Origin of the sequence: Pseudomonas fluorescens (genome assembly GCF_001307275.1) — a bacterium.
Taxonomy (GTDB): domain Bacteria; phylum Pseudomonadota; class Gammaproteobacteria; order Pseudomonadales; family Pseudomonadaceae; genus Aquipseudomonas; species Aquipseudomonas fluorescens_AA.
The window spans coordinates 4,797,799-4,821,346 of record NZ_CP012831.1 but is presented as its reverse complement, the minus strand read 5'-3'; the positions used below and the strand labels follow the sequence as shown (position 1 = coordinate 4,821,346).

Sequence of the window (23,548 nt, the reverse complement as noted above, 5' to 3'; positions counted from 1 at the left end):
AGGTTATCACTCACAGAGCGCTAACTTATAAGACTTGGCCCGCAATGCGTAGGTACGAGCCTTGAGCAGGGCTTCGCTTGCTTGGTTGCGCTGGGAACCTCACCGTTGGCCGGCTAACCTCTTCAGTCGTCCAGAGCCATCATCGACGTATGCAAATACGCCCAGAAACGCGGCGAGCTCACAGGCGAGCTGTTTCTGTTGATTGACTTTTTTTCCGACGACACGGCGAGCGATTAACAAGCGCCCGTTTTCATACTCGATGTAATTGCTGTAGGACGAGCGAAAAACAGCAGCGTGGCCGTCGGGCTTGAGCACTATTCGCAGCGGTGTACGTTTCGTTAGCCGATACCATCCGAGGAAAGCCACACCAGACGATCGCACAATCAGTGAAGCACGCGCGCTGATATCTCTGCCCAGTTGATATACCCACCAAATCACAACAAGGCTTGCGAGGATGATGCCCGGCCATTGCCTGCCAGGTAACGACAGCCCGGTCGATAAGCTGATACAAAAGACTGCCGTAATGCCCCAGGGTGTCTGGCGAAGCAGTGGGACAAAGAGCAAACGACCGATGCCGATCTTCGGCCGGATGATGAAAACCTCGTTGGAGCCTAGTGATGTCATCCGTAATCTTCTATCGCGGCCTGGGCACGCAGCCACTCCCTCACCAGCCTTATCCACGAACGCTATAGAACTCGTTCAGTGCTACTAACTCGAACACAGCGACCAACACGCAGAAAGCAACGAATCTTCTTGTGAAAACCCTGCGAGGTCTTTCGTATGGCTGGATATTACCGAGCCCGTCAAGAAGCGCGGACAAGAAATCGAGCAACCGTGCGGATACGGTAATCGGCGGTTTCGAAAAGGACGTCCAGAGGCGCTTCGGTGTCGATGAGCAGGGTTGCCGGGATGCAGTCGATGCCGGTGATGAGAAAACGGGTACGACAGGTTCAACCAGGCAGGTTGGGATAAGGGGGAACCCAGCAGTTAAAAGCTGCAGGGCGAGTTGGCTTTTAGCCTTGACTTGAGACCGGCTAATGGGTGTCCCATTTTTTCTTCAGGCGCCCTTTATCTGGGGAAGGAAGAAACAGGTTTCGAAGAAATGGCCGTGGCCCTGCCGCCATCCTAAGACGAAACAGGCCGGCACCAGGCTCACGCTTTCAGTGCATTGAACGGACTTGAGCGTGAAATCCGGATCCAGAGCGCTTGCCACCCCAAAATAAAAAGACCAAAATAAAGGCCTATATAGGAGTCTTATTTATGCAAAATATTCTGGCTGACGTGGCTGTCAGCGTATCTGAACTGAAGAAGAATCCGTCTTCAGTCTTGAGCAACGCCAACGGGTTGCCCGTGGCCGTGCTGAACCACAACCGGGTCATGGGTTACATGGTCCCTGCCAACGTCTACGAGGCGATGGTTGAGCGCTTGGATGAACTGGAACTGGTTCATTTGGTCAAGTCACGACTCGACGCCAACGAGACACCTGTTCGAGTATCTCTCGACGATCTCATTGGCGAGGCCGAGGCAGATATCGCCAATGGCCGTTGAGTACGAAGTCGAGTGGGATCCGAAGGCGCTGAAAGAACTGCGAAAGCTCGACGGCACCATCCGCCTCCAGTTCTTGCGAAAGCTCCAGGAACGGCAGGCCGGGCCACGAGTGCCAGGCGATGCACTTCACGGCATGAAGGATTGCTACAAGATCAAATTGCGCGGCGCCGGCTACCGACTTGTGTACCGCGTTGAGGATGAACGGATTGTCATCTTGGTGCTGGCCGTCGGCAAGCGGGAACGAAGCAGCGTCTACGATTCGGCCAAGAATCGGGATTCCTCAGGGACAGACCACGATTTGAAATAACTTACTTGGCTCTCACAATCATGGCCGGCCCTGGTTTTCTTAGTTTTTACAGGCCACCTGCGGAGGCGCAGCAGGCGTCAACTTTTGGGGAATCACAATCGAAGTACCAGGCAAAGTGGTAACTTCGAGAACCGCCAACATGCAAATAAGCGCTTGCTCGCCATCTTTGCTTGGCCTGCTATCCACCCCCACCACAGCTTCGTAGTCTTTTCCTGGTTCCAGCTTGTAAACGAGCGCATGACCATCACAGGACCGGTAAGAGCTGCCACTGCCCGCGATAGTCGCGCCCCGGGTTGCAATTTGGAATGGCAGATCCGTTCTGACGCGATACTCGGTTACGACCTCTTTGTAAGCCCCTTCCCCCATCCGAATTGCAGGGGTGTACTGGATAAGACTGGGCCAAACTCTTTTCGGTATGCCGATGCTCGCCGACTTCAGGGGATACTGCGGATAGTTGATGCTCGCCGTACCGTCCTGCCCAAAACGTCCGGCTTCAGCCATCTTATGCCGGGTAGCAGGAGCACAACTGCCGACGATGCTATCTCCATACACATCGGAGTTCGTGATAACGCGAACACGCGCTATCCCTTCCGATTGAGTAGGCTCTTCGTATGGAACTGAAGGTATTCCAGCACAACCAGCAAGTGCTATAGAAAGAAAAGTTACGGAAGTGACAACCCGCATGACCATGTCCTTATGTGCAAGCAAAAAGGGGCTCACCTCTCGGTGAACCCCTTCTAGACCGCCCAGCAGAGCGGATTTTGTTTGGTAGGCGCGATTGGACTCGAACCAACGACCCCCACCATGTCAAGGTGGTGCTCTAACCAACTGAGCTACGTGCCTGCTGTGAGGCGGCATTCTACGGAATTCCAAAGGGGTGTCAATACCTTTTTTTCACCTAACCCTATGAATATGCAAAATATTTAATTTCACCAATACGACGAAGATTCAAGGGGTGGCTGGCGGCCGATTTTTATCTCGGGTAGGATCGCTGCATTCGTAAAAAATATAAAACAGAGGTTCCAGAATGGCGAACACACCGTATCCAGAGTCTTATTACGCCGCGTCGGCCAACCCGGTTCCTCCGCGCCCTGCCCTGCAGGATGACGTCGAGACGGATGTTTGCGTGATCGGCGCTGGTTACACCGGCCTGTCCTCTGCGCTGTTTTTGCTGGAGAACGGTTTCAAGGTCACGGTCCTTGAGGCGGCGAAGGTGGGCTTTGGGGCTTCGGGTCGTAACGGCGGGCAGATCGTTAACAGTTATAGCCGCGACATTGATGTAATCGAGCGCAGCGTCGGTCCTCAGCAGGCGCAGCTGCTGGGCAATATGGCGTTTGAGGGTGGGCGGATCATTCGCGAGCGGGTGGCGAAGTATCAGATTCAGTGTGATTTGAAGGACGGCGGTGTATTCGCCGCCCTCACCGCTAAACAGATGGGCCACCTGGAGTCGCAGAAGCGTTTATGGGAGCGTTTCGGTCATACCCAGCTGGAGCTGCTGGATCAGCGGCGTATTCGCGAGGTGGTGGCTTGCGAGGAGTATGTGGGCGGTATGCTGGACATGAGCGGTGGGCATATTCATCCGCTCAACCTGGCGCTGGGCGAAGCGGCTGCGGTGGAATCGCTGGGTGGAGTGATTTATGAACAGTCGCCAGCGGTGCGCATCGAGCGTGGCGCCAGCCCGGTTGTGCATACCCCACAAGGCAAGGTCAGGGCCAAGTTCATTATCGTGGCGGGCAATGCCTACCTGGGTAATCTGGTCCCGGAGTTGGCGGCCAAGTCCATGCCTTGCGGCACCCAGGTGATTGCCACCGAGCCCCTGGGCGACGAGTTGGCTCATAGCCTGCTGCCTCAGGATTATTGCGTCGAAGACTGCAACTACTTGCTCGATTACTACCGACTGACGGGCGACAAGCGCCTGATCTTCGGGGGCGGCGTGGTGTATGGCGCGAGGGATCCGGCGAACATTGAGGCGATCATTCGGCCGAAGATGCTCAAGGCCTTCCCGCAGCTCAAGGACGTGAAGATCGATTACGCCTGGACCGGAAATTTCCTGCTGACGCTGTCGCGTCTTCCGCAGGTCGGGCGACTGGGGGATAACATTTATTATTCCCAGGGCTGCAGCGGCCATGGCGTGACGTACACGCACCTGGCGGGCAAGGTCCTGGCCGAGGCGCTGCGTGGTCAGGCTGAGCGTTTTGATGCGTTTGCCGACCTGCCTCACTATCCTTTCCCCGGCGGCCAGTTGTTGCGTACGCCGTTTGCGGCGATGGGTGCCTGGTATTACGGGTTACGGGATAAATTGGGGTTCTGAAGCTGCCAACAATAGGGGCTGCTTCGCAGCCCTGCGGGAGCAAGCTCCCTCGCCACGGGCTTGGCCCAATATCATTTCGCCAAAAACAAAAAACCCCGGTCTTTCGACCAGGGTCTTTGCTATCGACTAGAAGTAGCTTTGCAGCTTTCTTCTTAGCTTCAAGGCGTTCAGCGGGCCTCGAAGCAGATATGGCGCAGCGGACGGGACTCGAACCCGCGACCCCCGGCGTGACAGGCCGGTATTCTAACCGACTGAACTACCGCTGCGTATCGCTATGGACTTGCGTCCAGTTAACTCGTCTGATCAAAACCCTTGGGCTTCAATCTCGAACCAGGCGAACCTGCTTCGGAAAATATGGCGCAGCGGACGGGACTCGAACCCGCGACCCCCGGCGTGACAGGCCGGTATTCTAACCGACTGAACTACCGCTGCGCGTCGGTGGAGGCTTTTGACAGCTTCCGTTTTGCTTTCACAAAACTCTCGTAAAACATGGTGGGTGATGACGGGATCGAACCGCCGACATTCTGCTTGTAAGGCAGACGCTCTCCCAGCTGAGCTAATCACCCTTTGCTTCGTTGAGGCCGCGAAATTTACGCAGGTACCGAAGCTAAGTCAATAGCAGGGTTGAAGTTTTTTCAAAACAGTTTCAAACGGCACCTGCAACCCCCCTCACTCATAAATCATTTTCTTGGTCATGCCACCGTCCACCACGAACTCCTGCCCCGTGACAAAACCGGCATTGCGCGACAACAGCCACGCCACCATCGCCGCCACGTCCTCTACCGTGCCGACCCTGCCAGCAGGATGCTGGGCGTGATCGGCGTCGGTCAGCGGCTGTGCGCGACGCTGGGAAGGATCGCGCGCGTCGATCCAGCCAGGGCTGACGGCGTTGACCCGGATCTCCGGTCCCAAGCTGATTGCCAGGGCATGGGTCAGGGCCAGCAGGCCGCCCTTGCTCGCCGCATAGGCTTCGGTGTCGGGTTCCGATTGCGCGGCGCGGGTCGAGGCCAGGTTGACGATGGCACCGTTGTGAGCGCGCAGATACGGCGCGCAGTGCTTGGCCAGCAGCATCGGCCCGCCCAGGTTCACTGCCAGGACCCGATTCCAGTAAGCCAGGTCGAGGCTTTCCAGGGTGATGTTGTGCGGGTCGGCGATGGCCGCGTTGCACACCAGCGCGTCGAGCCGCCCGAACTGCCCGAGCACCTCGGCGATCCCGGTGGCGACCTGCGCCTCGTCCGCCACGTCCATGGCGATGAACCAGGCATGATCGCCCAAGGTCTTCGCCACCTTGGAGCCGCGCTCGCGGTCCAGGTCGGTCAGCACCACCTGCCAGCCTTCACAGATCAGCCAGGCAGCAATGCCCAGACCGATGCCCCGCGCGGCGCCCGTGACCAGTGCAACCCGGCCATGAGTGCCGCTCGGCGGCGCAGCCAGCTCAATCACAAGGCCGCCAACCCGCGGGCCAGGTCAGCTTGCAGGTCCGCGATGTCTTCCAGGCCGACCGCGACGCGGATCAGGCTGTCACGAATCCCCGCCGACTCGCGTTCCTGAGGCGACAGGCGCCCGTGGGACGTGGTGCTCGGGTGGGTGATGGTGGTTTTGCTGTCACCCAGGTTGGCCGTGATGGAAATCAATCGGGTCGCGTCAATGAAGCGCCAGGCGCCCTCCTTGCCTCCCTTGACCTCGAAGCTCACCACCGCACCGAAACCGCGTTGTTGACGCAAGGCCAGGTCATGTTGCGGATGGCTCTTGAGGCCGGCGTAATGCACTTTCTCGATGCCGTCCTGCTGCTCCAGCCACTCGGCCAAGGCTTGGGCATTGGCGCAATGGGCCTTCATGCGCAGGCCGAGGGTTTCCAGGCCCTTGAGGAAGATCCAGGCGTTGAACGGGCTGAGGGTCGGACCTGCGGTGCGCAAGAAGCCCACCACCTCTTTCATCTGCTCGCCACGACCGGCCACTACGCCACCCATGCAACGGCCCTGGCCGTCGATGAACTTGGTCGCCGAATGCACCACCACGTCCGCGCCCAGCTTCAGCGGTTGTTGCAGCGCCGGGGTGCAGAAGCAGTTATCGACCACCAGCATGGCGCCCTTGGCGTGAGCGATTTCCGCCAACGCGGCGATGTCCACCAGCTCGGCCAGAGGGTTGGAAGGCGACTCGACGAAGAGCAGCTTGGTATTGGCCTTGATTGCCGCATCCCAAGCGGACAGGTCCGCCAGGGGCACGTAGTCGACTTCCACGCCGAAACGCTTGAAGTACTTTTCGAACAGGCTGATGGTCGAACCGAAGACGCTGCGCGACACCAGCACGTGGTCGCCGGCGCTGCACAGACTCATCACCACGGCCATGATCGCAGCCATGCCGGTGGCGGTCGCTACGGCTTGCTCGGCGCCTTCCAGGGCGGCGATACGCTCCTCGAATGCCCGCACGGTCGGGTTGGTGTAGCGCGAGTAGACGTTGCCCGGCACCTCGCCAGCAAACCGCGCCGCAGCGTCGGCAGCCGTGCGAAACACGTAACTGGAGGTAAAGAACATCGGATCGCCATGTTCGGCTTCCGGTGTACGGTGCTGACCCGCGCGAACCGCCAGGGTATCGAACGCTACGCCTTCAAGGTCGCTGTCCAGCCGACCGGCATCCCAATCCTGACTCATGCTGCCACTCCTTAATCGGTTAAACGCAAACCGGCCCCTCGGGGCCGGTTCGTACTCAGTTGTTGTACAGATCGATGATCGCACTGACCGCCTGGGTCTTGGCCTTGGACGCATCGTTACGCGCGTTCTCGATCTTGTTCAAGTACGCATCGTCGATATCGCCGGTGACGTACTTGCCATCGAATACCGCACAATCGAACTGTTCGATCTTGATCTTGCCGCCGCCCACCGCTTCGATCAGGTCCGGCAGGTCCTGGTAGATCAGCCAGTCGGCGCCGATCAGGTCGGCCACGTCTTGGGTGGTGCGGTTATGAGCGATCAGCTCATGGGCACTCGGCATGTCGATGCCGTAGACGTTCGGGTAGCGCACGGCCGGGGCCGCGGAGCAGAAATACACGTTCTTGGCGCCGGCTTCACGGGCCATCTGGATGATCTGCTTGCAAGTGGTGCCACGGACGATGGAGTCGTCCACCAGCATCACGTTCTTGCCGCGGAATTCCAGTTCGATGGCGTTGAGCTTCTGGCGTACGGATTTTTTCCGTGCGGCCTGGCCCGGCATGATGAAGGTCCGGCCAATGTAGCGGTTCTTCACGAAGCCTTCGCGAAACTTGACGCCCAGGTGGTTCGCCAGCTCCAGGGCGGCGGTACGGCTGGTGTCCGGGATCGGGATGACCACGTCGATGTCGTGCTCCGGACGCTCGCGCAGGATCTTGTCGGCGAGTTTCTCGCCCATGCGCAGGCGCGCCTTGTAGACCGAGATACCGTCGATGATCGAGTCCGGACGCGCCAGGTAGACGTGTTCGAAGATGCACGGGGTCAGGGACGGGTTGGTCGCGCACTGACGGGTGTGCAGCTTGCCGTCTTCAGTGATGTAGACCGCTTCGCCCGGGGCCAGGTCGCGAATCAGGGTGAAGCCCAGCACGTCCAGGGACACGCTTTCGGAAGCGATCATGTACTCGACGCCTTCGTCGGTGTGACGCTGGCCGAACACGATCGGGCGGATGCCATGCGGGTCGCGGAAACCGACGATGCCGTAGCCGGTGATCATCGCCACCACCGCGTAGCCACCCACGCAACGGTTGTGCACGTCGGTCACGGCGGCGAACACGTCTTCTTCGGTAGGCTGCAGCTTGCCGCGCTGGGCCAGCTCATGGGCAAACACGTTGAGCATCACTTCCGAGTCGGAACTGGTGTTGACGTGGCGCAAGTCAGATTCGTAGATCTCCTTGGCCAGTTGCTCGACGTTGGTCAGGTTGCCGTTGTGCGCCAGGGTGATGCCGTAAGGCGAGTTGACATAGAACGGCTGGGCTTCAGCCGACGTCGAGCTGCCCGCGGTCGGGTAGCGCACGTGGCCGATACCCATGTGACCGACCAGGCGCTGCATGTGACGTTGGTGGAACACGTCACGCACCAGGCCGTTGTCCTTGCGCAGGAATAACCGGCCGTCATGGCTGGTCACGATACCGGCAGCGTCCTGGCCGCGGTGCTGGAGCACGGTTAGCGCGTCATACAGCGCCTGATTGACGTTCGACTTACCGACGATACCGACGATGCCACACATGCGACGCAACCCCTACTTAATGGATCTGAACTGAACAACACTCACTGCGGCGTTTTGGCCGTCGGCAAGAGGTGTTCCTTGAACGGTATTTCAGCGGGTACGCTGATACCGCTGGCAAGCCACTGACTGCTCCAACCCAGGATCAGGTTTTTGGACCAGTCTGCGACCAATAGAAATTGTGGCACGAGCCGGGACTCCTGCCACCACGTATCCTGCTGCACCGGCCCCAGGCTCAAGAGCCCGACGGCCACGACCACCAGCAACGCGCCACGCGCCGCGCCAAAGGCCATGCCCAGGAACCGGTCCGTCCCGGAAAGCCCGGTGACGCGAATCAGTTCGCCGATCAGATAATTGATCATTGCGCCAACCAGCAAGGTGGCGATAAACAAGATGGCACAGCCCGCGATCACGCGGGCCGAGGGAGTTTCGATGTATCCGGCGAGGTACTGGGACAGCGAACCACCAAACATCCAGGCTACGACTCCCGCGATGATCCAGGTCAGCAGCGAGAGGGCTTCCTTGACGAAGCCGCGGCTCAGACTGATCAATGCGGAGATGGCGACGATCGCAACGATCGCCCAGTCAACCCAGGTAAATGGCACGGTGCAGCCTACAGACGGATAAGGCGGCGCATTTTAGCAGAGCCCAGGGCTGTCGGTAAGCTGCGTGATTCAAATCAGCTAAATCGCCGTCAACCACGCTCTGGCTGGAAGCGCACGACGAACCCCTTGAGGTTTTGCTGGCGGCTGAGCAGGTCACGCAGGCGGTCGGCCTCGGCGCGCTCGATCAGCGGACCGACAAACACCCGATTCTTGCCATCGGCGGAACGGATGTAGGCGTTATAGCCCTGGCTGCGCAAGGTTTTCTGCAAGTTCTCGGCACTTTCGCGACTGGTCAGGCTGGCCAGTTGCACCGACCAACTGACCGACAGGCCATTGGCATCCACACGACTCTGGGTCGTGTCCGGCTTGGCCGGGGCGGCGGTGATCGGCTGGCTCGGGGCCGGCTTGATCGCCGGAGCCGCTGGAACAGGCACGGGTGCGACAGCCGGTTTGCTCGGTGCGGCGGGAGCCGGCGTGGCAGGCGCCGGTGCAATCGGCGTGGAGGGCGCAGCAGGTTGCTCAGCCAGTTCCTCGTCGCTTGGCACCGGCTCCTGAGGCAACGCCTGGGGCTCGGGCACAGCCACCGGCTCGACCTGCACAGGCGGCACCGAAGGCGCCTGGGGGGCGACTGGCGCGTCGACCGTGACCTGGCGCTGCTCGTCCTGGCGGGAAAACAGCATCGGCAGGAATATCACCGCCAGGGCCACCAACACCAGGGCCCCGACCATGCGCTGCTTGTACGCTTTATCCAGCAATGCCATCTGCAGCTTCCTCCGTGGAGCGCCGGGCCAACCATTGAAGGGCCTCGGCAACACAAAAAAATGATCCGAACAGCAGGATTTCATCATCGACCGTCGCCAGGGCGCACTGCCCTTCCAGGGCGGCGGCCACACTGGCGTAGGCTTGCACTGAAGCACCGTGACGCTGCAAGGCCTCCTGCAGCTCAGCCGCCGTACGCGAGCGCGGCGAATCCAGCGGCGTTACCGCCCAGTGCTGGACACTAGCATCCAACGCCTGGACAACGCCATCCAGATCCTTGTCGGCCAGCAGCCCGAACACCGCCAGGCGCCGCCCTGCCACCGGCCGCCGCGCCAGGCGCTCGGCCAGGTACTGCGCCGCATGGGGGTTATGACCGACGTCCAGCAACAGGTTCAGGCGTTTGCCTTGCCAATCGAACTGACGGCGGTCGAGGCGCCCGACCACACGGGTCGCCTGCAACGCCTGAACGATTTGCCCGGCTTCCCAGGGCAAGCCCAGCAACAAGTAGGCCTGGAGCGCCAGCGCAGCGTTTTCCATCGGCAGGTCCAGCAGCGGCAGGTCGCGCAACTCCACCGGATTGCCGCGCAGGTCGCTGCCGCGCCATTGCCAATGCTGCTCGGTCATCGCCAGGTCGAAATCCCGACCCCGCAGAAAGAACGGGCAGCTCAGTTCGCGAACCTTGTCCAGCAATGGCTGGGGAGGATTGAGATCGCCACAGAGCGCAGGCGCGCCCTGGCGGAAGATGCCGGCCTTCTCGAAGGCCACGGATTCGCGGGTATCGCCCAGGTAATCGGCATGGTCCACGCCAATGCTGGTGACCAGTGCAATGTCGGCGTCCACCAGGTTGACCGTATCCAGCCGCCCGCCCAGGCCGACTTCCAGCACGACCGCATCGAGGCCGGCACGGGCAAACAACCAGAACGCCGCCAGGGTGCCCATCTCGAAATACGTGAGGGTTGTATCGCCTCGCCCGGCTTCCACCGCGGCAAAGGCTTCGCACAGCTGGGCGTCAGTGGCTTCGACGCCGTTCACTTGCACCCGCTCGTTGTAGCGCAGCAGGTGCGGCGAGCTGTAGACACCGACGCTCAGCCCCTGGGCCCGCAGCAGCGAGGCCACGAAGGCGCAGGTCGAACCCTTGCCATTGGTGCCGGTGACAGTGATGACCCGGGGCGCCGGCTTGGCCAGTCCCATGCGGGACGCTACCGATTGCGAGCGCTCCAGCCCCATGTCGATGACCGATGGATGCAACTGCTCGAGGTAGACAAGCCAGTCGCCCAGGGTGCGTTGGGTCATAGCCCGGCAGGCACTGGCGGAACCACGATCGGCTCGATCGGTGCGGCGACGAATGTCGGCGTCGGCAGGCCCATCAGTTGCGCCAGCAGATTGCCCAGGCGCGGACGCAGCTCCTGGCGATGGATGATCATGTCGATGGCGCCGTGCTCCAGCAGGAACTCACTGCGCTGGAAGCCTTCCGGCAGTTTTTCACGTACGGTCTGCTCGATCACACGCGGGCCGGCGAAGCCGATCAGGGCTTTCGGCTCGCCGACGATGACGTCGCCCAGCATGGCCAGGCTCGCGGAAACACCGCCGTAGACCGGGTCGGTCAGCACCGAGATGAACGGAATGCCTTCTTCACGCAGACGCGCCAGCACCGCGGAGGTCTTGGCCATTTGCATCAGGGAGATCAGCGCTTCCTGCATCCGCGCACCGCCGGAAGCGGCGAAGCAGATCATCGGGCAACGGTTTTCCAGGGCATGGTTGGCGGCGCGAACGAAACGCTCACCGACGATGGCGCCCATGGAACCGCCCATGAAGGAGAATTCGAAGGCCGAGACCACCACCGGCATGCCCAGCAAGGTGCCGCTCATGGACACCAGGGCGTCTTTTTCACCGGTCTGCTTCTGGGCAGCGGTCAGGCGATCCTTGTATTTCTTGCCGTCGCGGAATTTCAGGCGATCCACCGGCTCGAGGTCGGCGCCCAGCTCCACGCGGCCTTCTGCGTCCAGGAAAATATCGATACGGGCACGCGCGCCGATGCGCATGTGGTGGTTGCACTTGGGGCAAACGTCCAGGGTCTTTTCCAGCTCGGGACGGTACAGCACCGCCTCGCAGGATGGACATTTGTGCCACAGACCTTCAGGCACCGAGCTTTTCTTCACCTCGGAACGCATGATCGAAGGGATCAGTTTGTCTACCAACCAGTTGCTCATGCTTTCTTTCTCCAGTACCGGCGGCCCGAACGCTCTGGTTCGCGGCCCCGCGTATGCCCTTGAGCTAAATTCATTGTGCGGCGAGGGTCGAACGGCCACCACGGTCAGCGCGAAACATGACCTGCGTGCAGCCCAATCCCCTCAACCATCCCGGCAACCGCTGCACTGCGGTTGCCCCTACGCTATCGGCCCACCCGGAGGCGGCGCCTGCCTGCTTTGTACAGTGCAGGTATGGACGGCGGCAGTCTGCCAGCCGTCACATTGACTACTGGCTGTTGCGAACAGCAGCCATGAACGCACGAATCTTTGCCGGATCCTTGATGCCCTTGCCCTGCTCCACCCCGCCGCTCACATCCACCGCGTAGGGGCGAACCTGGCGAATGGCCGCGGCGACGTTCTCCGCCGTCAGGCCACCGGCCAGGATGATCGGCTTGCTCAGGCCTCGTGGCACCAGCGACCAGTCGAATGCTTCGCCGGTACCGCCGGGCACGCCTTCCACATAGGTGTCCAGCAAGATGCCGCTGGCACCGGCAAAGGCTGCGCAACCGGCGGCGATGTCGTCACCGGCCTTGACCCGCAACGCCTTGATATACGGACGATGCCAGCCTTCGCAATCGGCCGGGGTTTCGTCGCCATGGAACTGCAACAAGCCCAGCGGCACGGCATCGAGGATCTCGCCCAGCTCGCAACGACTGGCATTGACGAACAACCCTACGGGTGTCACGAACGGCGGCAAGGCCTGGACGATCGCCCGCGCCTGCTGCACCGTCACCGCCCGCGGGCTCTTGGCATAGAACACCAGCCCGATGGCATCGGCCCCGGCCTCGACCGCCGCCAACGCGTCCTCGACGCGGGTGATCCCGCAAATCTTGCTGCGAACGACGGGCATGGTGGCTAAAACCTCAGGCAAATCCGTGAAAGTCCCGGATGGTAACAAATGCTGCGGAGGGCGTCAGCCGTCGAGTTCCGAGAAGCCGGTGAGGAAATGTGGCCCGATGTAACGCTCCGGCAGCTCGAATTCATCGCGATATTCCACCTGTACCAGGTACAGGCCAAACGGATGCGCCGTGACGCCGCCGGAACGGCGGACGCGACTGTCGAGCACTTCCTTGATCCACTCCACCGGTCGCTCGCCAGCGCCAATGGTCATCAGCACCCCGGCAATGTTGCGCACCATGTGATGCAGGAAGGCGCTGGCGCGGATGTCGAGCACGATCATCTTGCCGTGCCGGGTCACGCGCAGGTGATGCAGCTCCTTGATCGGCGACTTGGCCTGGCACTGGCCCGCGCGGAAGGCGCTGAAATCGTGGACACCGACCAGGTATTGCGCGGCTTCGGCCATGCGCTCGACGTCCAGCGGGCGGTGGTTCCAGGTGATTTCTTCGTTCAGGTGCGCCGGACGGATCTGATCGTTGTAGATCACGTAGCGATAACGCCGGGCGATGGCTTTGAAGCGGGCATGGAAATGCGCCGGCATCACCTTGGCCCAACTGACGCTGACGTCATGGGGCAAGTTGATGTTGGCGCCCATGACCCAGGCTTTCATCGAGCGTTCGACCTGGGTGTCGAAATGCACCACCTGGCCGCAGGCATGCACGCCGGCATCGGTCCGGCCGGCGCAATGCAACGACACGGGCGAGTCGGCGACTTTGGACAGTGCGTTTTCGAGGGTTTCCTGCACCGTCAATACACCGGATGCCTGGCGCTGCCAGCCACGGTAGCGCGAGCCTTTGTATTCAACGCCCAAGGCGATCCGAAAAAAGCCGTCGGCCGCCATTTCGGCGGCCGGGTTGTCTATGTTTGCCAAGGAATTACAGCCTGCTGAGTACGCAAAGGCGGGCATTATAAGGCCGACTGGGCGGGATGCCAGTGTAACTGGTGGTCCTGGGTTGGATCGACGGGCGCTATCGCGAGCAAGCTCGGCTCCCACAAGGGATAGCACCCAGATCCCTGTGGAAGCAGATCACTGTGGGAGCAGATCCCTGTGGAAGCAGATCACTGTGGGAGCCGAGCTTGCTCGCGATGAGGCCAGCCCAGACACCAAAAATCCTGCTGTAAACAAAAACGGCAGCCTCACCGGCTGCCGTTTTTGTCTAACTACTGACTTACACCAAACGCGACAACATCTCCTGCGCTTCGCTCTTCTGAGTCGCATCGCCTTCGCTGAGGACTTCGCCAAGGATGTCGCGGGCGCCGTCGTTGTCGCCCATGTCGATATAGGCCTGGGCCAGATCGAGCTTGGTCGCCACCTCGTCGGTACCGCTGAGGAAGTCGAAGTCCGGCTCGTCTTCAGCACCAACCATGGCATCTTCAGCGGTGAAGGTCGGCTGGGCCAAGCTGTCGGACAGGCGATCCAGTTCGGCGTTCACATCGTCCAGCTCGGATTCAAAGGCATCCTTTGGCCGATCATGGACATCCATCTCGTCGGCAAGGGACAGGTCAAAATCTGCCGGCAGTTCGAGATCGTCGGCCGGTGTATCGTCCAGGGCCGGCGTTTCGGCTGCTGGAAGGTCCAGGCCCTTGAGATCGTCACCCAGGTCCAGCAGGAAGTCTTCGTCATCGAGCGCCGGGACCGGGGTCGGCGCGTCGGCCCCCAGGTCCAGGTCGAATTCCGACAGGTCGTCCAAGCTCGCGCTGGCTTCAGTCTGCTGCTTGAGCACCGACTCGAAACTCAGGTCGTCGTCTTCCGGGAACGCGTCCAGCTCGGCGACAGGCTCCGGCGCGGGTGCGACCGGAGCTTCCAGGTCGTCCAGGCTCAGGTCGAAGGCGCTGTCCAGCTCCTCGTCGGTGGGCGACTTGTCTTCCAGCAGGTCCTTGACGTACTGCGCGTCCAGCTCTGCAGCCACTGCCGCCGCGGCCAGGCCGGCGGCGGTAGCGACCACCATGGCCGGGAAACGGCTTTTCAGCTGTTCGACCTGGGCGAAGTTGTCGCCATTGGCCACCAGTTGGCGTTCCTGGGCGACAAAGGCGTCGCGGTCGCCCTGCTGGCCGTAAACTTCCATCAACTTCAGGCGCAGGTCGCTGCGCTGGGGTTCGGCCTTGATGCCCTGCTCGAGCAGGTCAGCGGCCTGGTTCAAGCGACCGCGGTCCATATGAGACTGGGCCTGGGGCAGCACGTCGTCGAAGCGATCGGCGGCCGGAGCCACCAATGGCGCGGCGATAGGCGGCGTGACCACCACAGGCGCGACCACCGGGGCCGGCTTGGGGGCTGGCGCAGGGGCCGGCGCGGGTTTTGGCTCAAGCTTTACGCTAGGTGGTGGAACATCAATGCCCTCGAAGCTGCTCGGGGGCAGATCGAGCTCCGGGGAGAAGTCAGCCTCCTCCTCGAGGGCCCGGGCCATGCGCAAGTGTTTTTCCGCTTCCTGCTGGGCCTTGCGGCGACGGGCGAGCAACAACAGCAGCAACAGCAAAAGCAGCGCGCCGCCGCCAATCAACCCCAGCAGGATCGGATTGGTCAGCAGGTCGTTGTATTTTTGCTCGTTGGACGCGACAGGCGTCGGCTCGACCGGTGCGGCAGGTGGTGTCGCTTCCGGGGTCGTTTCTGGCGCAGGAGCAGGTGCAGTCGTCGGGGCCTGTGCCGCTGGCGCAGGGGTCAGCTCTGCGGACATCGCCGCAGGTGCCTCGCCAGCAGGCGGAACCGCGGCACCTTCGGCCTGCATCTTGGCCAGTTGATTGTTCTTCAGCTCGATCAGGCGCTGCAGTTTGTCCAGTTGGCTCTGCAGATCCGCCATGCGGCTTTTCAGTTCTTCGTTATCCCGACGAGCCGAATCGAGGCTTTCCTGGGTAACCGCAAGCTTGTTGGTCAGCGCCTGGGCATCGCCAGCAGCGCCCTTGCCCTTGCCGCCCGCTTTCGCCGAATCGGCCGACACCAGGCTCAAGTTGTCGCGACCGGCCGCCTGTGCCGGCGCGCCTTCGCCACGGCCACGCTTGGTGGCATCCAGCTGCTGTTTGCCAGCACCCGCCACGGTACGACGCCCCGAGCGCCAGGCGGCGTTCTGCGCAGCCACTTCGGCGATGGCCTGGGGCTGCGGCAACGCCGTGCTTTGCACCGGATCCGGCAGGCGCAACACCTGGCCGGTCTTGAGCAGGTTGATGTTGCCGTTGATGAACGCGTTCGGGTTCAACGCCTGAATCGCCAGCATGGTTTGCTGGACCGACCCGCCGTTGCGCACCTTGGCGGCGATTTCCCACAGGGTATCGCGCGGCGTGGTGGTGTATTGGGAAGGCTTGGTGGCCCCGGTGACCGGCGTGGCCACGACCTGGGGCGGTTTTGCCCGGGCCGCGTCGGCGGCCTGCGGCGAGAATTTGGAGGGATCGAGCAATACGCTGTAGTCGCGCAGCAGACGGCCGTTGGGCCACATCACCTGCACCAGGAACTTGACCATGGGCTCGGACAGAGGTCGGCTGGACGTGACCCGCAAGACACTCTTGCCGTTGGCGTTGATCACCGGGGTGAAGCTCAGGTCATTGAGAAAGGCCTGGCGGTCGACCCCGGCCTTGGCGAAATCGTCGGGCGAGGCCAGGCTCGGCACGACTTCGGCGGCGGTCAGTTGCTGGACGTCGAGCAACTCGATCTCGGCGACCAGAGGCTGGTTCGGCGTCGACTTCAGGGTCAGTTCCCCGAGCCCGAGCGCTTGCGCCATACCGGAGGACAGCGCCGAGGCGGCCGCTATTGCTAACACCAGTTTGCGAACTTGAACCATAGCCTCTTCCTTTGTTTGAACATTCCTCGGCCAGCGAGAAGGTATTGATGCCGCTGCCGTAAGGCATTGCGCGCAGCCCCTAAACGACGGTGCGCGCGATCATTTCACTCATGCCCCGGGAAAGTCCCCCAGAGGGATGTTCGCCTTCAGCACTCCGGCCAAGCATAGCGCCCAGCTAGAATCATTCGACAAATTGATGCCAAGTATCTTTTACAGCAAGTCTTTTATCAACAACTCAGCCACCTGCACGGCATTGAGCGCCGCGCCCTTGCGCACGTTATCTGACGTCAGCCACATATTCAGTTCCGTCGGATCGTCGATACCACCGCGCACACGACCAACGTAGACCACATCCTGCCCCACCGCATCACCCACCGCAGTCGGGTAGTCGCCCGCCTCCACCAGCTCGATACCGGGCGCCGCTTCCAGGGCCGCGTTGACCTTGGCCAGGTCGACGGCGTTCGCAGACTGCACGGTCACGCTAAAGCTATCGCCAAAAAACACCGGGGCTTGAATGCAAGTAACGGAAATCTTTAACAAAGGTTGGTTCAGCACCTGGCGCAACTCACGAACCAGACGCTTTTCCAGCGACGTATGGCCCTGCTCGTCTGGAGCGCCGACCTGGGCCAGCAGGTTGAACGCCATCTGCCGGTCAAAGAACTTCGGTTCCAGCGGACGGGCGTTGAGCAGCTCGGCGGTCTGGCGCGCCAGCTCGCTCACGGCCACGCGGCCCTGGGCCGACACCGCGAGGCTGGCGGTCAGGCTGATGCGCTGCAGATCGAGGCACTCGCGCAGTGGCGCCAGCACGACCGCCAGGGCCGTGGCCGATGCGCTGGGGCTGCTGACCTGCAACGGCTTGCCCAAGCCGGCCAGGACCTGGGCGTTGGCTTCCGGCACGATCTGCGGTGCCTGCTCGGGCGGCAAGGCCCCGGACAGGTCGATCAGCGCACAGCCAGCCGCCGTGGCCCGCGGTGCAAAACTCAGGGTCACCGCCGGGCCGGCGGCGAAGAACACCAGTTGGACTTTACTGAAATCGAACTCGTCGACCTCACGCACCCGCACGTTTTTGCCGCGAAACATCACCGAGCTGCCTGCCGATTCGCTGCTGGCCAGCAGGTGCAGGTTGCCAACCGGGAAGTCCCGCTCTTCGAGAATCTGGACGAGGGTTTCGCCGACAGTACCGGTGGCGCCGATCACGGCAATATCAAAGGACTGGCTCATGGGTCTACCTCAGGTAAAACGTGGGGAGCGGCACTTTACCGGGTGGTGGGTATGCAGGCAATTGGCTGGGGGACTTGCAGTGCCTGGACTGGCCTCATCGCGAGCAAGCTCGCTCCCACAGGTTTTACAATCACTGAATATCCCATGTGGGAGCGAGCTTGCTCGCGATGAGGCCAGCCCTGACACACAACTGTGGCCCAATAAAAAACCCGCGCCTCTCACAAGGCACGGGTTCTTTCACAGCAGCAATCGATCAACGCTCGAGCAGGATCCGCAGCATGCGGCGCAGCGGTTCGGCCGCGCCCCACAGCAGTTGGTCGCCGACGGTGAAGGCACCGACGAACTGCGACCCCATGTTCAATTTGCGCAGACGGCCCACCGGTACATTCAGGGTGCCGGTGACCTTGGTCGGGCTCAGCTCCTGCATGCTGGTTTCGCGATTGTTCGGCACCAGCTTGACCCAAGGGTTGTGCTGGCTGATCAGCCCTTCGATGTCGGCGATCGGCACGTCTTTGTTCAGCTTGATGGTCAGCGCCTGGCTGTGGCAGCGCATGGCGCCGATGCGCACGCAGATGCCATCCACCGGGATCGGGCTCTTGAAGCGACCGAGGATCTTGTTGGTTTCGGCCTGGGCCTTCCACTCTTCCCGGCTCTGGCCGTTGGGCAGTTCCTTGTCGATCCAGGGGATCAGGCTGCCGGCCAGCGGTACGCCAAAGTTCTCGGTCGGATAGGCATCGCTGCGCATCGCCTCGGCGACCTTGCGGTCGATGTCGAGGATGGCACTGGCCGGGTTGGCCAGGTCATCGGCGACGGCGGCGTGGGTGGCGCCCATCTGCTTGATCAGCTCACGCATGTTCTGCGCGCCGGCACCGGACGCGGCCTGGTAGGTCATGGCGCTCATCCACTCCACCAGACCGGCTTCGAACAGGCCGCCCAGGCCCATCAGCATCAGGCTGACGGTGCAGTTGCCGCCGATGTAGTTCTTGGTGCCCGCGTCCAGCTGCTGGTCGATGACCTTGCGGTTGACCGGGTCGAGGATGATCACCGCGTCGTCCTGCATACGCAGGCTGGAGGCGGCGTCGATCCAGTAACCCTGCCAGCCGGCTTCACGCAGCTTGGGGAACACTTCGCTGGTGTAGTCGCCACCCTGGCAAGTCAGGATCACGTCGAGGGTCTTGAGCTCTTCGATGCTGTAGGCATCCTTGAGCGCACCGGTGTCCTTGCCCACGGACGGGCCCTGGCCACCGACATTGGAAGTGGTGAAAAACACCGGCTCAATGAGATCGAAATCCTGCTCTTCCAGCATTCGCTGCATGAGCACGGAACCGACCATGCCGCGCCAACCGATCAGACCTACACGTTTCATCGCAACTACACCTATACAAAAGTGGGCCACCGTCGAAGCGGTGGGCCCGAAAGATTACAGATTCCGCAGCGCGGCGACTACTGCATCGCCCATTTGCTGCGTACCGACTTTGGTACAACCTTGCGACCAGATATCACCGGTGCGCAAGCCTTGGTCCAGGACCACGCTGACGGCTTTTTCGATCGCGTCGGCGGCATCGTTCAAGTTGAAGCTGTAGCGCAGCATCATCGACACCGACAGGATGGTCGCCAACGGGTTGGCAATGCCCTGCCCGGCGATGTCCGGCGCCGAACCGTGGCACGGCTCGTACATGCCCTTGTTGTTGGCGTCCAGGGAGGCCGACGGCAGCATGCCGATGGAACCGGTGAGCATCGACGCTTCGTCGGACAGGATGTCGCCGAACATGTTGTCGGTGACGATCACGTCGAACTGCTTGGGCGCACGCACCAGTTGCATGGCGGCGTTGTCGACGTACATGTGGCTCAGCTCGATGTCCGGGTAATCCTTGGCCACCTGCTCGACCACTTCACGCCACAGTTGGCTGGAAGCCAGCACGTTGGCCTTGTCCACCGAACACAGCTTCTTGCCACGCACACGGGCCATGTCGAAGCCGACCCGGGCGATACGGCGGATTTCGCTTTCGCTGTATGGCAGGGTGTCGTAGGCCTGGCGCTCGCCATTATCCAGCTCACGGGTGCCACGCGGGGCGCCGAAGTAGATACCGCCGGTCAGCTCACGCACGATGAGGATGTCCAGGCCCGAGACGATTTCCGGCTTCAGGCTCGACGCATCGGCCAGTTGCGGATAAAGAATCGCCGGCCGCAGGTTGCCGAACAGGCCCAGTTGCGCGCGAATCTTCAGCAGGCCGCGCTCAGGGCGGATGTCGCGTTCGATCTTGTCCCATTTCGGGCCGCCCACGGCGCCCAGCAGCACGGCATCGGCGGCACGGGCACGGTCCAGGGTTTCGTCGGCCAGGGGCACGCCGTGCTTGTCGATGGCGGCGCCGCCGATCACGTCGTGGCTGAGTTCGAAGCCCAGGCCATACTTGTCGTTCGCCAGCTCCAGGACCTTGACCGCCTCGGCCATGATTTCCGGGCCGATGCCGTCACCTGGGAGAATCAGAATCTGCTTGCTCATGCTTTCCTCGTTTGCTCTGTCGACACGGGCCTGGGTTGCGCACCCAAGGCCTGGCCGGGAAAAATGCTATCGCTCGGCCCACAGCACCAGTACATCTGTACTGAACGAACCGTCGGCCTCAATCTCAAAATATTCTCGCACTTCATCGCCCATCGAACGCTGCAGCTGGAGAATCGCCCCGCGCATCACCTCGGGCGTACGCATGCGTTCGACCCAAGAGTGGTACTCCAGGCGCAGGCGCTGGCGCGAGGTGCTGCGGGTGTGCAACCCCGCTTCGCTGACCTGGCGCAACCACTCGCCGGCCGAATAATCGCGCACATGGCTGGTATCGCGCAGCACTTCGATGCTTTGCAAGTAGGTGTCCAGCAACGGCGTACCCGGCGACAGGATGTCGATGAACGCCATCACCCCGCCCGGCTTGAGCACCCGTCGCACTTCCCGCAGCGCCAGGCCCAGGTCGCTCCAATGATGCGCCGAATAACGGCTGAACACGAAGTCGAACTCAGCGTCGGCGAACGGCAGGCGCTCGGCGGCGCCCCGAACCGTGCTGATGTTGTCCAGGCCACGCTCGGCCGCTGCCGCGGTCACAACATCCAACATCTGTTGGGACAGATCGTAGGCCACCACTTCACCGGCCAGGGGCGCCACGTGGAAACTCACATGACCGGCGCCACAGCCCAGGTCCAGCACACGGGCATCGCCACGACCGGCCAACGCAGCCTGTAGCAGCGCGAACTCGGCGCCCTGGGCGTGCACGGCACTGCTCAGATAGGCCGAAGCCTGTTCACCGAATTGCTTTTGTACAACCTGACTGTGGGCGGTGTTGGTCATGGGATGTCCTTATGGTTTTTTATTGCCTGGGCGGCCCCCATCGCGAGCAAGCTCGCTCCCACAGGGGATTTTGGGTGTTCACAAAACACCTGTGGGCGCGAGCTTGCTCGCGATGAAGCCGGTACTGCCTACATCAATCCATCAAGCATCGCGAAACAACCAAGGCTGGCTCGCCCGGTGCCTGGCCTCGAACGCGGCAATCGCCTCGCCGTCCTGCAGGGTCAGGCCGATGTCATCCAGGCCGTTGAGCAGGCAGTGCTTGCGGAACGCATCGATCTCGAAACCCAGCACCTTGCCATCGGGACGGGTCACCGTCTGGGCGGCCAGGTCGATCTGCAGTTGATAGCCAGGGTTGGCCTCGACCTGCTGGAACAACTCATCCACGTCAGCATCGCTGAGGATGATCGGCAGCAAGCCGTTCTTGAAGCTGTTGTTGAAGAAGATGTCGGCGTAGCTCGGCGCGATGATGCTGCGGAAACCGTACTCTTCCAGGGCCCATGGCGCGTGCTCGCGGCTCGAACCGCAGCCGAAGTTCTCCCGGGCCAGCAACACACTGGCACCTTGGTAGCGCTCGGCGTTGAGCACGAAATCCTTGTTCAACGGCCGCTTGGAGTTGTCCTGGTACGGCTGGCCGACATCCAGGTAGCGCCATTCGTCGAACAGGTTCGGGCCGAAACCGGTGCGTTTGATGGACTTCAGGAATTGCTTGGGAATGATCTGGTCGGTGTCGACGTTGGCACGATCCAAAGGCGCGACAAGACCGGTGTGCTGGGTAAAAGCTTTCATGCTGCGCTCCTTCAGATCAATTCGCGGACGTCGACGAAACGGCCGTTGACGGCCGCCGCGGCGGCCATGGCCGGGCTCACCAGGTGCGTACGGCCCCCGGCGCCCTGACGGCCTTCGAAGTTACGGTTGGAGGTGGAGGCGCAATGCTCGCCGGACTCCAGGCGGTCAGGGTTCATCGCCAGGCACATCGAGCAGCCCGGCTCACGCCATTCGAAACCGGCCTCGAGGAAAATCTTGTCCAGCCCTTCCGCTTCGGCCTGGGCCTTCACCAGGCCCGAGCCCGGCACCACGATGGCCTGCTTGATGGTCGAGGCCACCTTGCGGCCCTTGGCGATCACCGCCGCGGCGCGCAGGTCTTCGATCCGCGAGTTGGTGCAGGAGCCGATGAACACGCGATCAAGCTGGATGTCGGTGATCGCCTGGTTGGCGCTCAAGCCCATGTACTTCAAGGCACGGACGATGGAGTCGCGCTTGACCAGGTCCATTTCCTTGGCCGGATCCGGTACGTTCTGGTCCACGGCCAAGACCATTTCCGGGGAGGTACCCCAGCTGACTTGCGGCTTGATCTGCGTCGCGTCGAGCTCGACCACCGTGTCGAACTTGGCATCGGCATCGGAGACCAGGTCTTTCCAGGCCTCGACCGCCATGTCCCATTCCGCGCCTTTGGGCGAGAACGGACGGCCCTTGACGTATTCCACGGTTTTTTCATCGGCGGCCACCAGGCCGACCCGGGCACCGGCCTCGATGGACATGTTGCAAATGGTCATGCGGCCTTCGACGGACAAGTCGCGAATCGCGCTGCCGGCGAACTCGATGGCATGACCGTTACCGCCGGCGGTGCCGATCTTGCCGATCACGGCCAGGACGATGTCCTTGGCGGTCACGCCGAACGGCAACTTGCCTTCGACGCGCACCAGCATGTTTTTCATTTTCTTGGCCACCAGGCACTGGGTGGCGAGCACGTGCTCGACCTCGGACGTGCCGATGCCGTGGGCCAGGGCGCCGAACGCACCGTGGGTCGAGGTGTGCGAGTCGCCGCAGACCACGGTCATGCCAGGCAAGGTCGCGCCCTGCTCCGGGCCGATGACGTGGACGATGCCTTGGCGCACATCGTTCATCTTGAATTCGACGATGCCGTATTCGTCACAGTTATCGTCGAGGGTCTGGACCTGCAAGCGCGAGACCTGGTCGGCAATGGCTTCGATGCCGCCCTTGCGCTCCGGCGTGGTCGGTACGTTGTGGTCCGGGGTCGCGATGTTGGCATCGATGCGCCACGGCTTGCGCCCGGCCAGGCGCAGGCCTTCGAAGGCTTGCGGCGACGTCACTTCGTGAATGATGTGACGGTCGATGTAGATCAGCGCCGAGCCATCGTCGCGCTGCTTGACCAAATGCGAATCCCAGAGCTTGTCGTAGAGCGTTTTGCCGGCCATCAGACGGTTTCCTCATCAGCTTGTTTCTATGCCCCGGGCCTTGAACGAATCAATAACCCCTTGGCTTGTGAGGCTGATCCTATGGGGTTACATTAAATAACTCAAATTCATATTTTTCATGCTTT

21 protein-coding genes and 4 tRNA genes are annotated in these 23,548 nt (G+C 61.7%); 3 read left to right on the top strand and 22 right to left on the bottom strand.

Annotated features, from left to right (window positions below):
* Window positions 1–99 precede the first annotated feature (99 nt).
* Window positions 100–624: a hypothetical protein gene (locus AO356_RS21545; RefSeq protein WP_060741454.1), complete on the bottom strand. Its 525-nt coding sequence runs from the start codon at window positions 622–624 to the stop codon at window positions 100–102.
* A gap of 636 nt (window positions 625–1,260) precedes the next feature.
* Here AO356_RS21545 and AO356_RS21540 point away from each other — a divergent pair.
* Together AO356_RS21540 and AO356_RS21535 are read left to right on the top strand one after the other, a co-directional pair.
* Window positions 1,261–1,548 carry a type II toxin-antitoxin system Phd/YefM family antitoxin gene (locus AO356_RS21540; protein ID WP_060741453.1) on the top strand — a complete coding sequence of 96 codons (288 nt, stop codon included), beginning with the start codon at window positions 1,261–1,263 and terminating at the stop codon, window positions 1,546–1,548.
* The gene (locus AO356_RS21535) at window positions 1,538–1,855 is read left to right on the top strand and encodes a type II toxin-antitoxin system RelE family toxin (protein WP_060741452.1); all 318 of its coding nucleotides are present in this window, start codon (window positions 1,538–1,540) and stop codon (window positions 1,853–1,855) included. Before AO356_RS21540 ends, AO356_RS21535 begins: the two co-directional genes overlap by 11 nt.
* A gap of 39 nt (window positions 1,856–1,894) precedes the next feature.
* On the opposite strand, the gene AO356_RS21530 is transcribed toward AO356_RS21535, so the two are convergent.
* Entirely contained in the window at window positions 1,895–2,539 is a 645-nt protein-coding gene (locus AO356_RS21530; RefSeq protein ID WP_060741451.1) for a hypothetical protein, read from the bottom strand.
* An 82-nt stretch (window positions 2,540–2,621) separates the two neighbouring features.
* Window positions 2,622–2,698, bottom strand: a tRNA-Val gene (locus tag AO356_RS21525).
* Window positions 2,699–2,882: 184 nt separating this feature from the next.
* Between AO356_RS21525 and AO356_RS21520 the strand changes: the two genes are divergently transcribed.
* Complete coding sequence (locus AO356_RS21520; protein ID WP_060741450.1) at window positions 2,883–4,166, top strand: NAD(P)/FAD-dependent oxidoreductase; 1,284 nt, start codon at window positions 2,883–2,885, stop codon at window positions 4,164–4,166.
* 189 nt (window positions 4,167–4,355) lie between these two features.
* On the opposite strand, the gene AO356_RS21515 is transcribed toward AO356_RS21520, so the two are convergent.
* The 19 genes from AO356_RS21515 to leuC all read right to left on the bottom strand — a co-directional run bounded on the left by AO356_RS21515 (window position 4,356) and on the right by leuC (window position 23,423).
* Window positions 4,356–4,432: transfer RNA gene (locus AO356_RS21515), tRNA-Asp, on the bottom strand.
* Window positions 4,433–4,521: 89 nt separating this feature from the next.
* Window positions 4,522–4,598: transfer RNA gene (locus tag AO356_RS21510), tRNA-Asp, on the bottom strand.
* Between the two features lie 58 nt (window positions 4,599–4,656).
* A tRNA-Val gene (locus AO356_RS21505) sits at window positions 4,657–4,732 on the bottom strand.
* 103 nt (window positions 4,733–4,835) lie between these two features.
* Window positions 4,836–5,609 carry an SDR family oxidoreductase gene (locus AO356_RS21500; RefSeq protein WP_060741449.1) on the bottom strand — a complete coding sequence of 258 codons (774 nt, stop codon included), beginning with the start codon at window positions 5,607–5,609 and terminating at the stop codon, window positions 4,836–4,838.
* On the bottom strand, window positions 5,606–6,817 hold the full coding sequence (locus AO356_RS21495; protein WP_060741448.1) for an O-succinylhomoserine sulfhydrylase: 1,212 nt from the start codon (window positions 6,815–6,817) through the stop codon (window positions 5,606–5,608). The genes AO356_RS21500 and AO356_RS21495 overlap by 4 nt, the downstream gene beginning before the upstream one ends.
* A 55-nt stretch (window positions 6,818–6,872) precedes the next feature.
* Complete coding sequence (gene purF / locus AO356_RS21490; protein WP_053123453.1) at window positions 6,873–8,378, bottom strand: amidophosphoribosyltransferase; 1,506 nt, start codon at window positions 8,376–8,378, stop codon at window positions 6,873–6,875.
* A 41-nt stretch (window positions 8,379–8,419) separates the two neighbouring features.
* Window positions 8,420–8,980, bottom strand: a complete 561-nt coding sequence (locus AO356_RS21485) for a CvpA family protein (RefSeq protein WP_030142022.1) — start codon at window positions 8,978–8,980, stop codon at window positions 8,420–8,422.
* An 89-nt stretch (window positions 8,981–9,069) separates the two neighbouring features.
* The gene (locus AO356_RS21480) at window positions 9,070–9,741 is read right to left on the bottom strand and encodes an SPOR domain-containing protein (protein WP_060741447.1); all 672 of its coding nucleotides are present in this window, start codon (window positions 9,739–9,741) and stop codon (window positions 9,070–9,072) included.
* Window positions 9,725–11,032: a bifunctional tetrahydrofolate synthase/dihydrofolate synthase gene (folC, locus tag AO356_RS21475; RefSeq protein WP_060741446.1), complete on the bottom strand. Its 1,308-nt coding sequence runs from the start codon at window positions 11,030–11,032 to the stop codon at window positions 9,725–9,727. Before folC ends, AO356_RS21480 begins: the two co-directional genes overlap by 17 nt.
* Window positions 11,029–11,949, bottom strand: a complete 921-nt coding sequence (gene accD / locus AO356_RS21470) for an acetyl-CoA carboxylase, carboxyltransferase subunit beta (protein WP_060741445.1) — start codon at window positions 11,947–11,949, stop codon at window positions 11,029–11,031. The genes folC and accD overlap by 4 nt, the downstream gene beginning before the upstream one ends.
* Before the next feature lie 265 nt (window positions 11,950–12,214).
* Window positions 12,215–12,838 carry a phosphoribosylanthranilate isomerase gene (locus AO356_RS21465; RefSeq protein WP_060741444.1) on the bottom strand — a complete coding sequence of 208 codons (624 nt, stop codon included), beginning with the start codon at window positions 12,836–12,838 and terminating at the stop codon, window positions 12,215–12,217.
* A 63-nt stretch (window positions 12,839–12,901) separates the two neighbouring features.
* On the bottom strand, window positions 12,902–13,726 hold the full coding sequence (gene truA, locus AO356_RS21460) for a tRNA pseudouridine(38-40) synthase TruA (protein ID WP_018610821.1): 825 nt from the start codon (window positions 13,724–13,726) through the stop codon (window positions 12,902–12,904).
* 328 nt (window positions 13,727–14,054) lie between these two features.
* Window positions 14,055–16,652 (bottom strand): FimV/HubP family polar landmark protein, encoded by a 2,598-nt coding sequence (locus AO356_RS21455; RefSeq protein WP_060741443.1) that lies wholly within the window; start codon window positions 16,650–16,652, stop codon window positions 14,055–14,057.
* A gap of 210 nt (window positions 16,653–16,862) precedes the next feature.
* Entirely contained in the window at window positions 16,863–17,873 is a 1,011-nt protein-coding gene (locus tag AO356_RS21450) for an aspartate-semialdehyde dehydrogenase (RefSeq protein ID WP_060741442.1), read from the bottom strand.
* A 253-nt stretch (window positions 17,874–18,126) separates the two neighbouring features.
* Window positions 18,127–19,239 carry an aspartate-semialdehyde dehydrogenase gene (gene asd / locus AO356_RS21445; RefSeq protein WP_024779161.1) on the bottom strand — a complete coding sequence of 371 codons (1,113 nt, stop codon included), beginning with the start codon at window positions 19,237–19,239 and terminating at the stop codon, window positions 18,127–18,129.
* Window positions 19,240–19,293: 54 nt separating this feature from the next.
* Window positions 19,294–20,376: a 3-isopropylmalate dehydrogenase gene (gene leuB, locus AO356_RS21440; protein WP_060741441.1), complete on the bottom strand. Its 1,083-nt coding sequence runs from the start codon at window positions 20,374–20,376 to the stop codon at window positions 19,294–19,296.
* Between the two features lie 66 nt (window positions 20,377–20,442).
* Window positions 20,443–21,207 (bottom strand): class I SAM-dependent methyltransferase, encoded by a 765-nt coding sequence (locus tag AO356_RS21435; RefSeq protein WP_060741440.1) that lies wholly within the window; start codon window positions 21,205–21,207, stop codon window positions 20,443–20,445.
* Window positions 21,208–21,348: 141 nt separating this feature from the next.
* On the bottom strand, window positions 21,349–21,993 hold the full coding sequence (leuD, locus tag AO356_RS21430; protein ID WP_060741439.1) for a 3-isopropylmalate dehydratase small subunit: 645 nt from the start codon (window positions 21,991–21,993) through the stop codon (window positions 21,349–21,351).
* Between the two features lie 11 nt (window positions 21,994–22,004).
* On the bottom strand, window positions 22,005–23,423 hold the full coding sequence (gene leuC / locus AO356_RS21425) for a 3-isopropylmalate dehydratase large subunit (protein ID WP_003203866.1): 1,419 nt from the start codon (window positions 23,421–23,423) through the stop codon (window positions 22,005–22,007).
* Window positions 23,424–23,548: the final 125 nt, after the last annotated feature.

Coding starts and splice junctions, on each gene's coding strand:
- AO356_RS21545 (WP_060741454.1), bottom strand. CDS start 624: ATGACATCACTAGGCTCCAACGAGGTTTTCATCATCCGGCCGAAGATC.
- AO356_RS21540 (WP_060741453.1), top strand. CDS start 1,261: ATGCAAAATATTCTGGCTGACGTGGCTGTCAGCGTATCTGAACTGAAG.
- AO356_RS21535 (WP_060741452.1), top strand. CDS start 1,538: ATGGCCGTTGAGTACGAAGTCGAGTGGGATCCGAAGGCGCTGAAAGAA.
- AO356_RS21530 (WP_060741451.1), bottom strand. CDS start 2,539: ATGCGGGTTGTCACTTCCGTAACTTTTCTTTCTATAGCACTTGCTGGT.
- AO356_RS21520 (WP_060741450.1), top strand. CDS start 2,883: ATGGCGAACACACCGTATCCAGAGTCTTATTACGCCGCGTCGGCCAAC.
- AO356_RS21495 (WP_060741448.1), bottom strand. CDS start 6,817: ATGAGTCAGGATTGGGATGCCGGTCGGCTGGACAGCGACCTTGAAGGC.
- purF (WP_053123453.1), bottom strand. CDS start 8,378: ATGTGTGGCATCGTCGGTATCGTCGGTAAGTCGAACGTCAATCAGGCG.
- AO356_RS21480 (WP_060741447.1), bottom strand. CDS start 9,741: ATGGCATTGCTGGATAAAGCGTACAAGCAGCGCATGGTCGGGGCCCTG.
- folC (WP_060741446.1), bottom strand. CDS start 11,032: ATGACCCAACGCACCCTGGGCGACTGGCTTGTCTACCTCGAGCAGTTG.
- accD (WP_060741445.1), bottom strand. CDS start 11,949: ATGAGCAACTGGTTGGTAGACAAACTGATCCCTTCGATCATGCGTTCC.
- AO356_RS21465 (WP_060741444.1), bottom strand. CDS start 12,838: ATGCCCGTCGTTCGCAGCAAGATTTGCGGGATCACCCGCGTCGAGGAC.
- truA (WP_018610821.1), bottom strand. CDS start 13,726: ATGGCGGCCGACGGCTTTTTTCGGATCGCCTTGGGCGTTGAATACAAA.
- AO356_RS21455 (WP_060741443.1), bottom strand. CDS start 16,652: ATGGTTCAAGTTCGCAAACTGGTGTTAGCAATAGCGGCCGCCTCGGCG.
- AO356_RS21450 (WP_060741442.1), bottom strand. CDS start 17,873: ATGAGCCAGTCCTTTGATATTGCCGTGATCGGCGCCACCGGTACTGTC.
- asd (WP_024779161.1), bottom strand. CDS start 19,239: ATGAAACGTGTAGGTCTGATCGGTTGGCGCGGCATGGTCGGTTCCGTG.
- leuB (WP_060741441.1), bottom strand. CDS start 20,376: ATGAGCAAGCAGATTCTGATTCTCCCAGGTGACGGCATCGGCCCGGAA.
- AO356_RS21435 (WP_060741440.1), bottom strand. CDS start 21,207: ATGACCAACACCGCCCACAGTCAGGTTGTACAAAAGCAATTCGGTGAA.
- leuD (WP_060741439.1), bottom strand. CDS start 21,993: ATGAAAGCTTTTACCCAGCACACCGGTCTTGTCGCGCCTTTGGATCGT.
- leuC (WP_003203866.1), bottom strand. CDS start 23,423: ATGGCCGGCAAAACGCTCTACGACAAGCTCTGGGATTCGCATTTGGTC.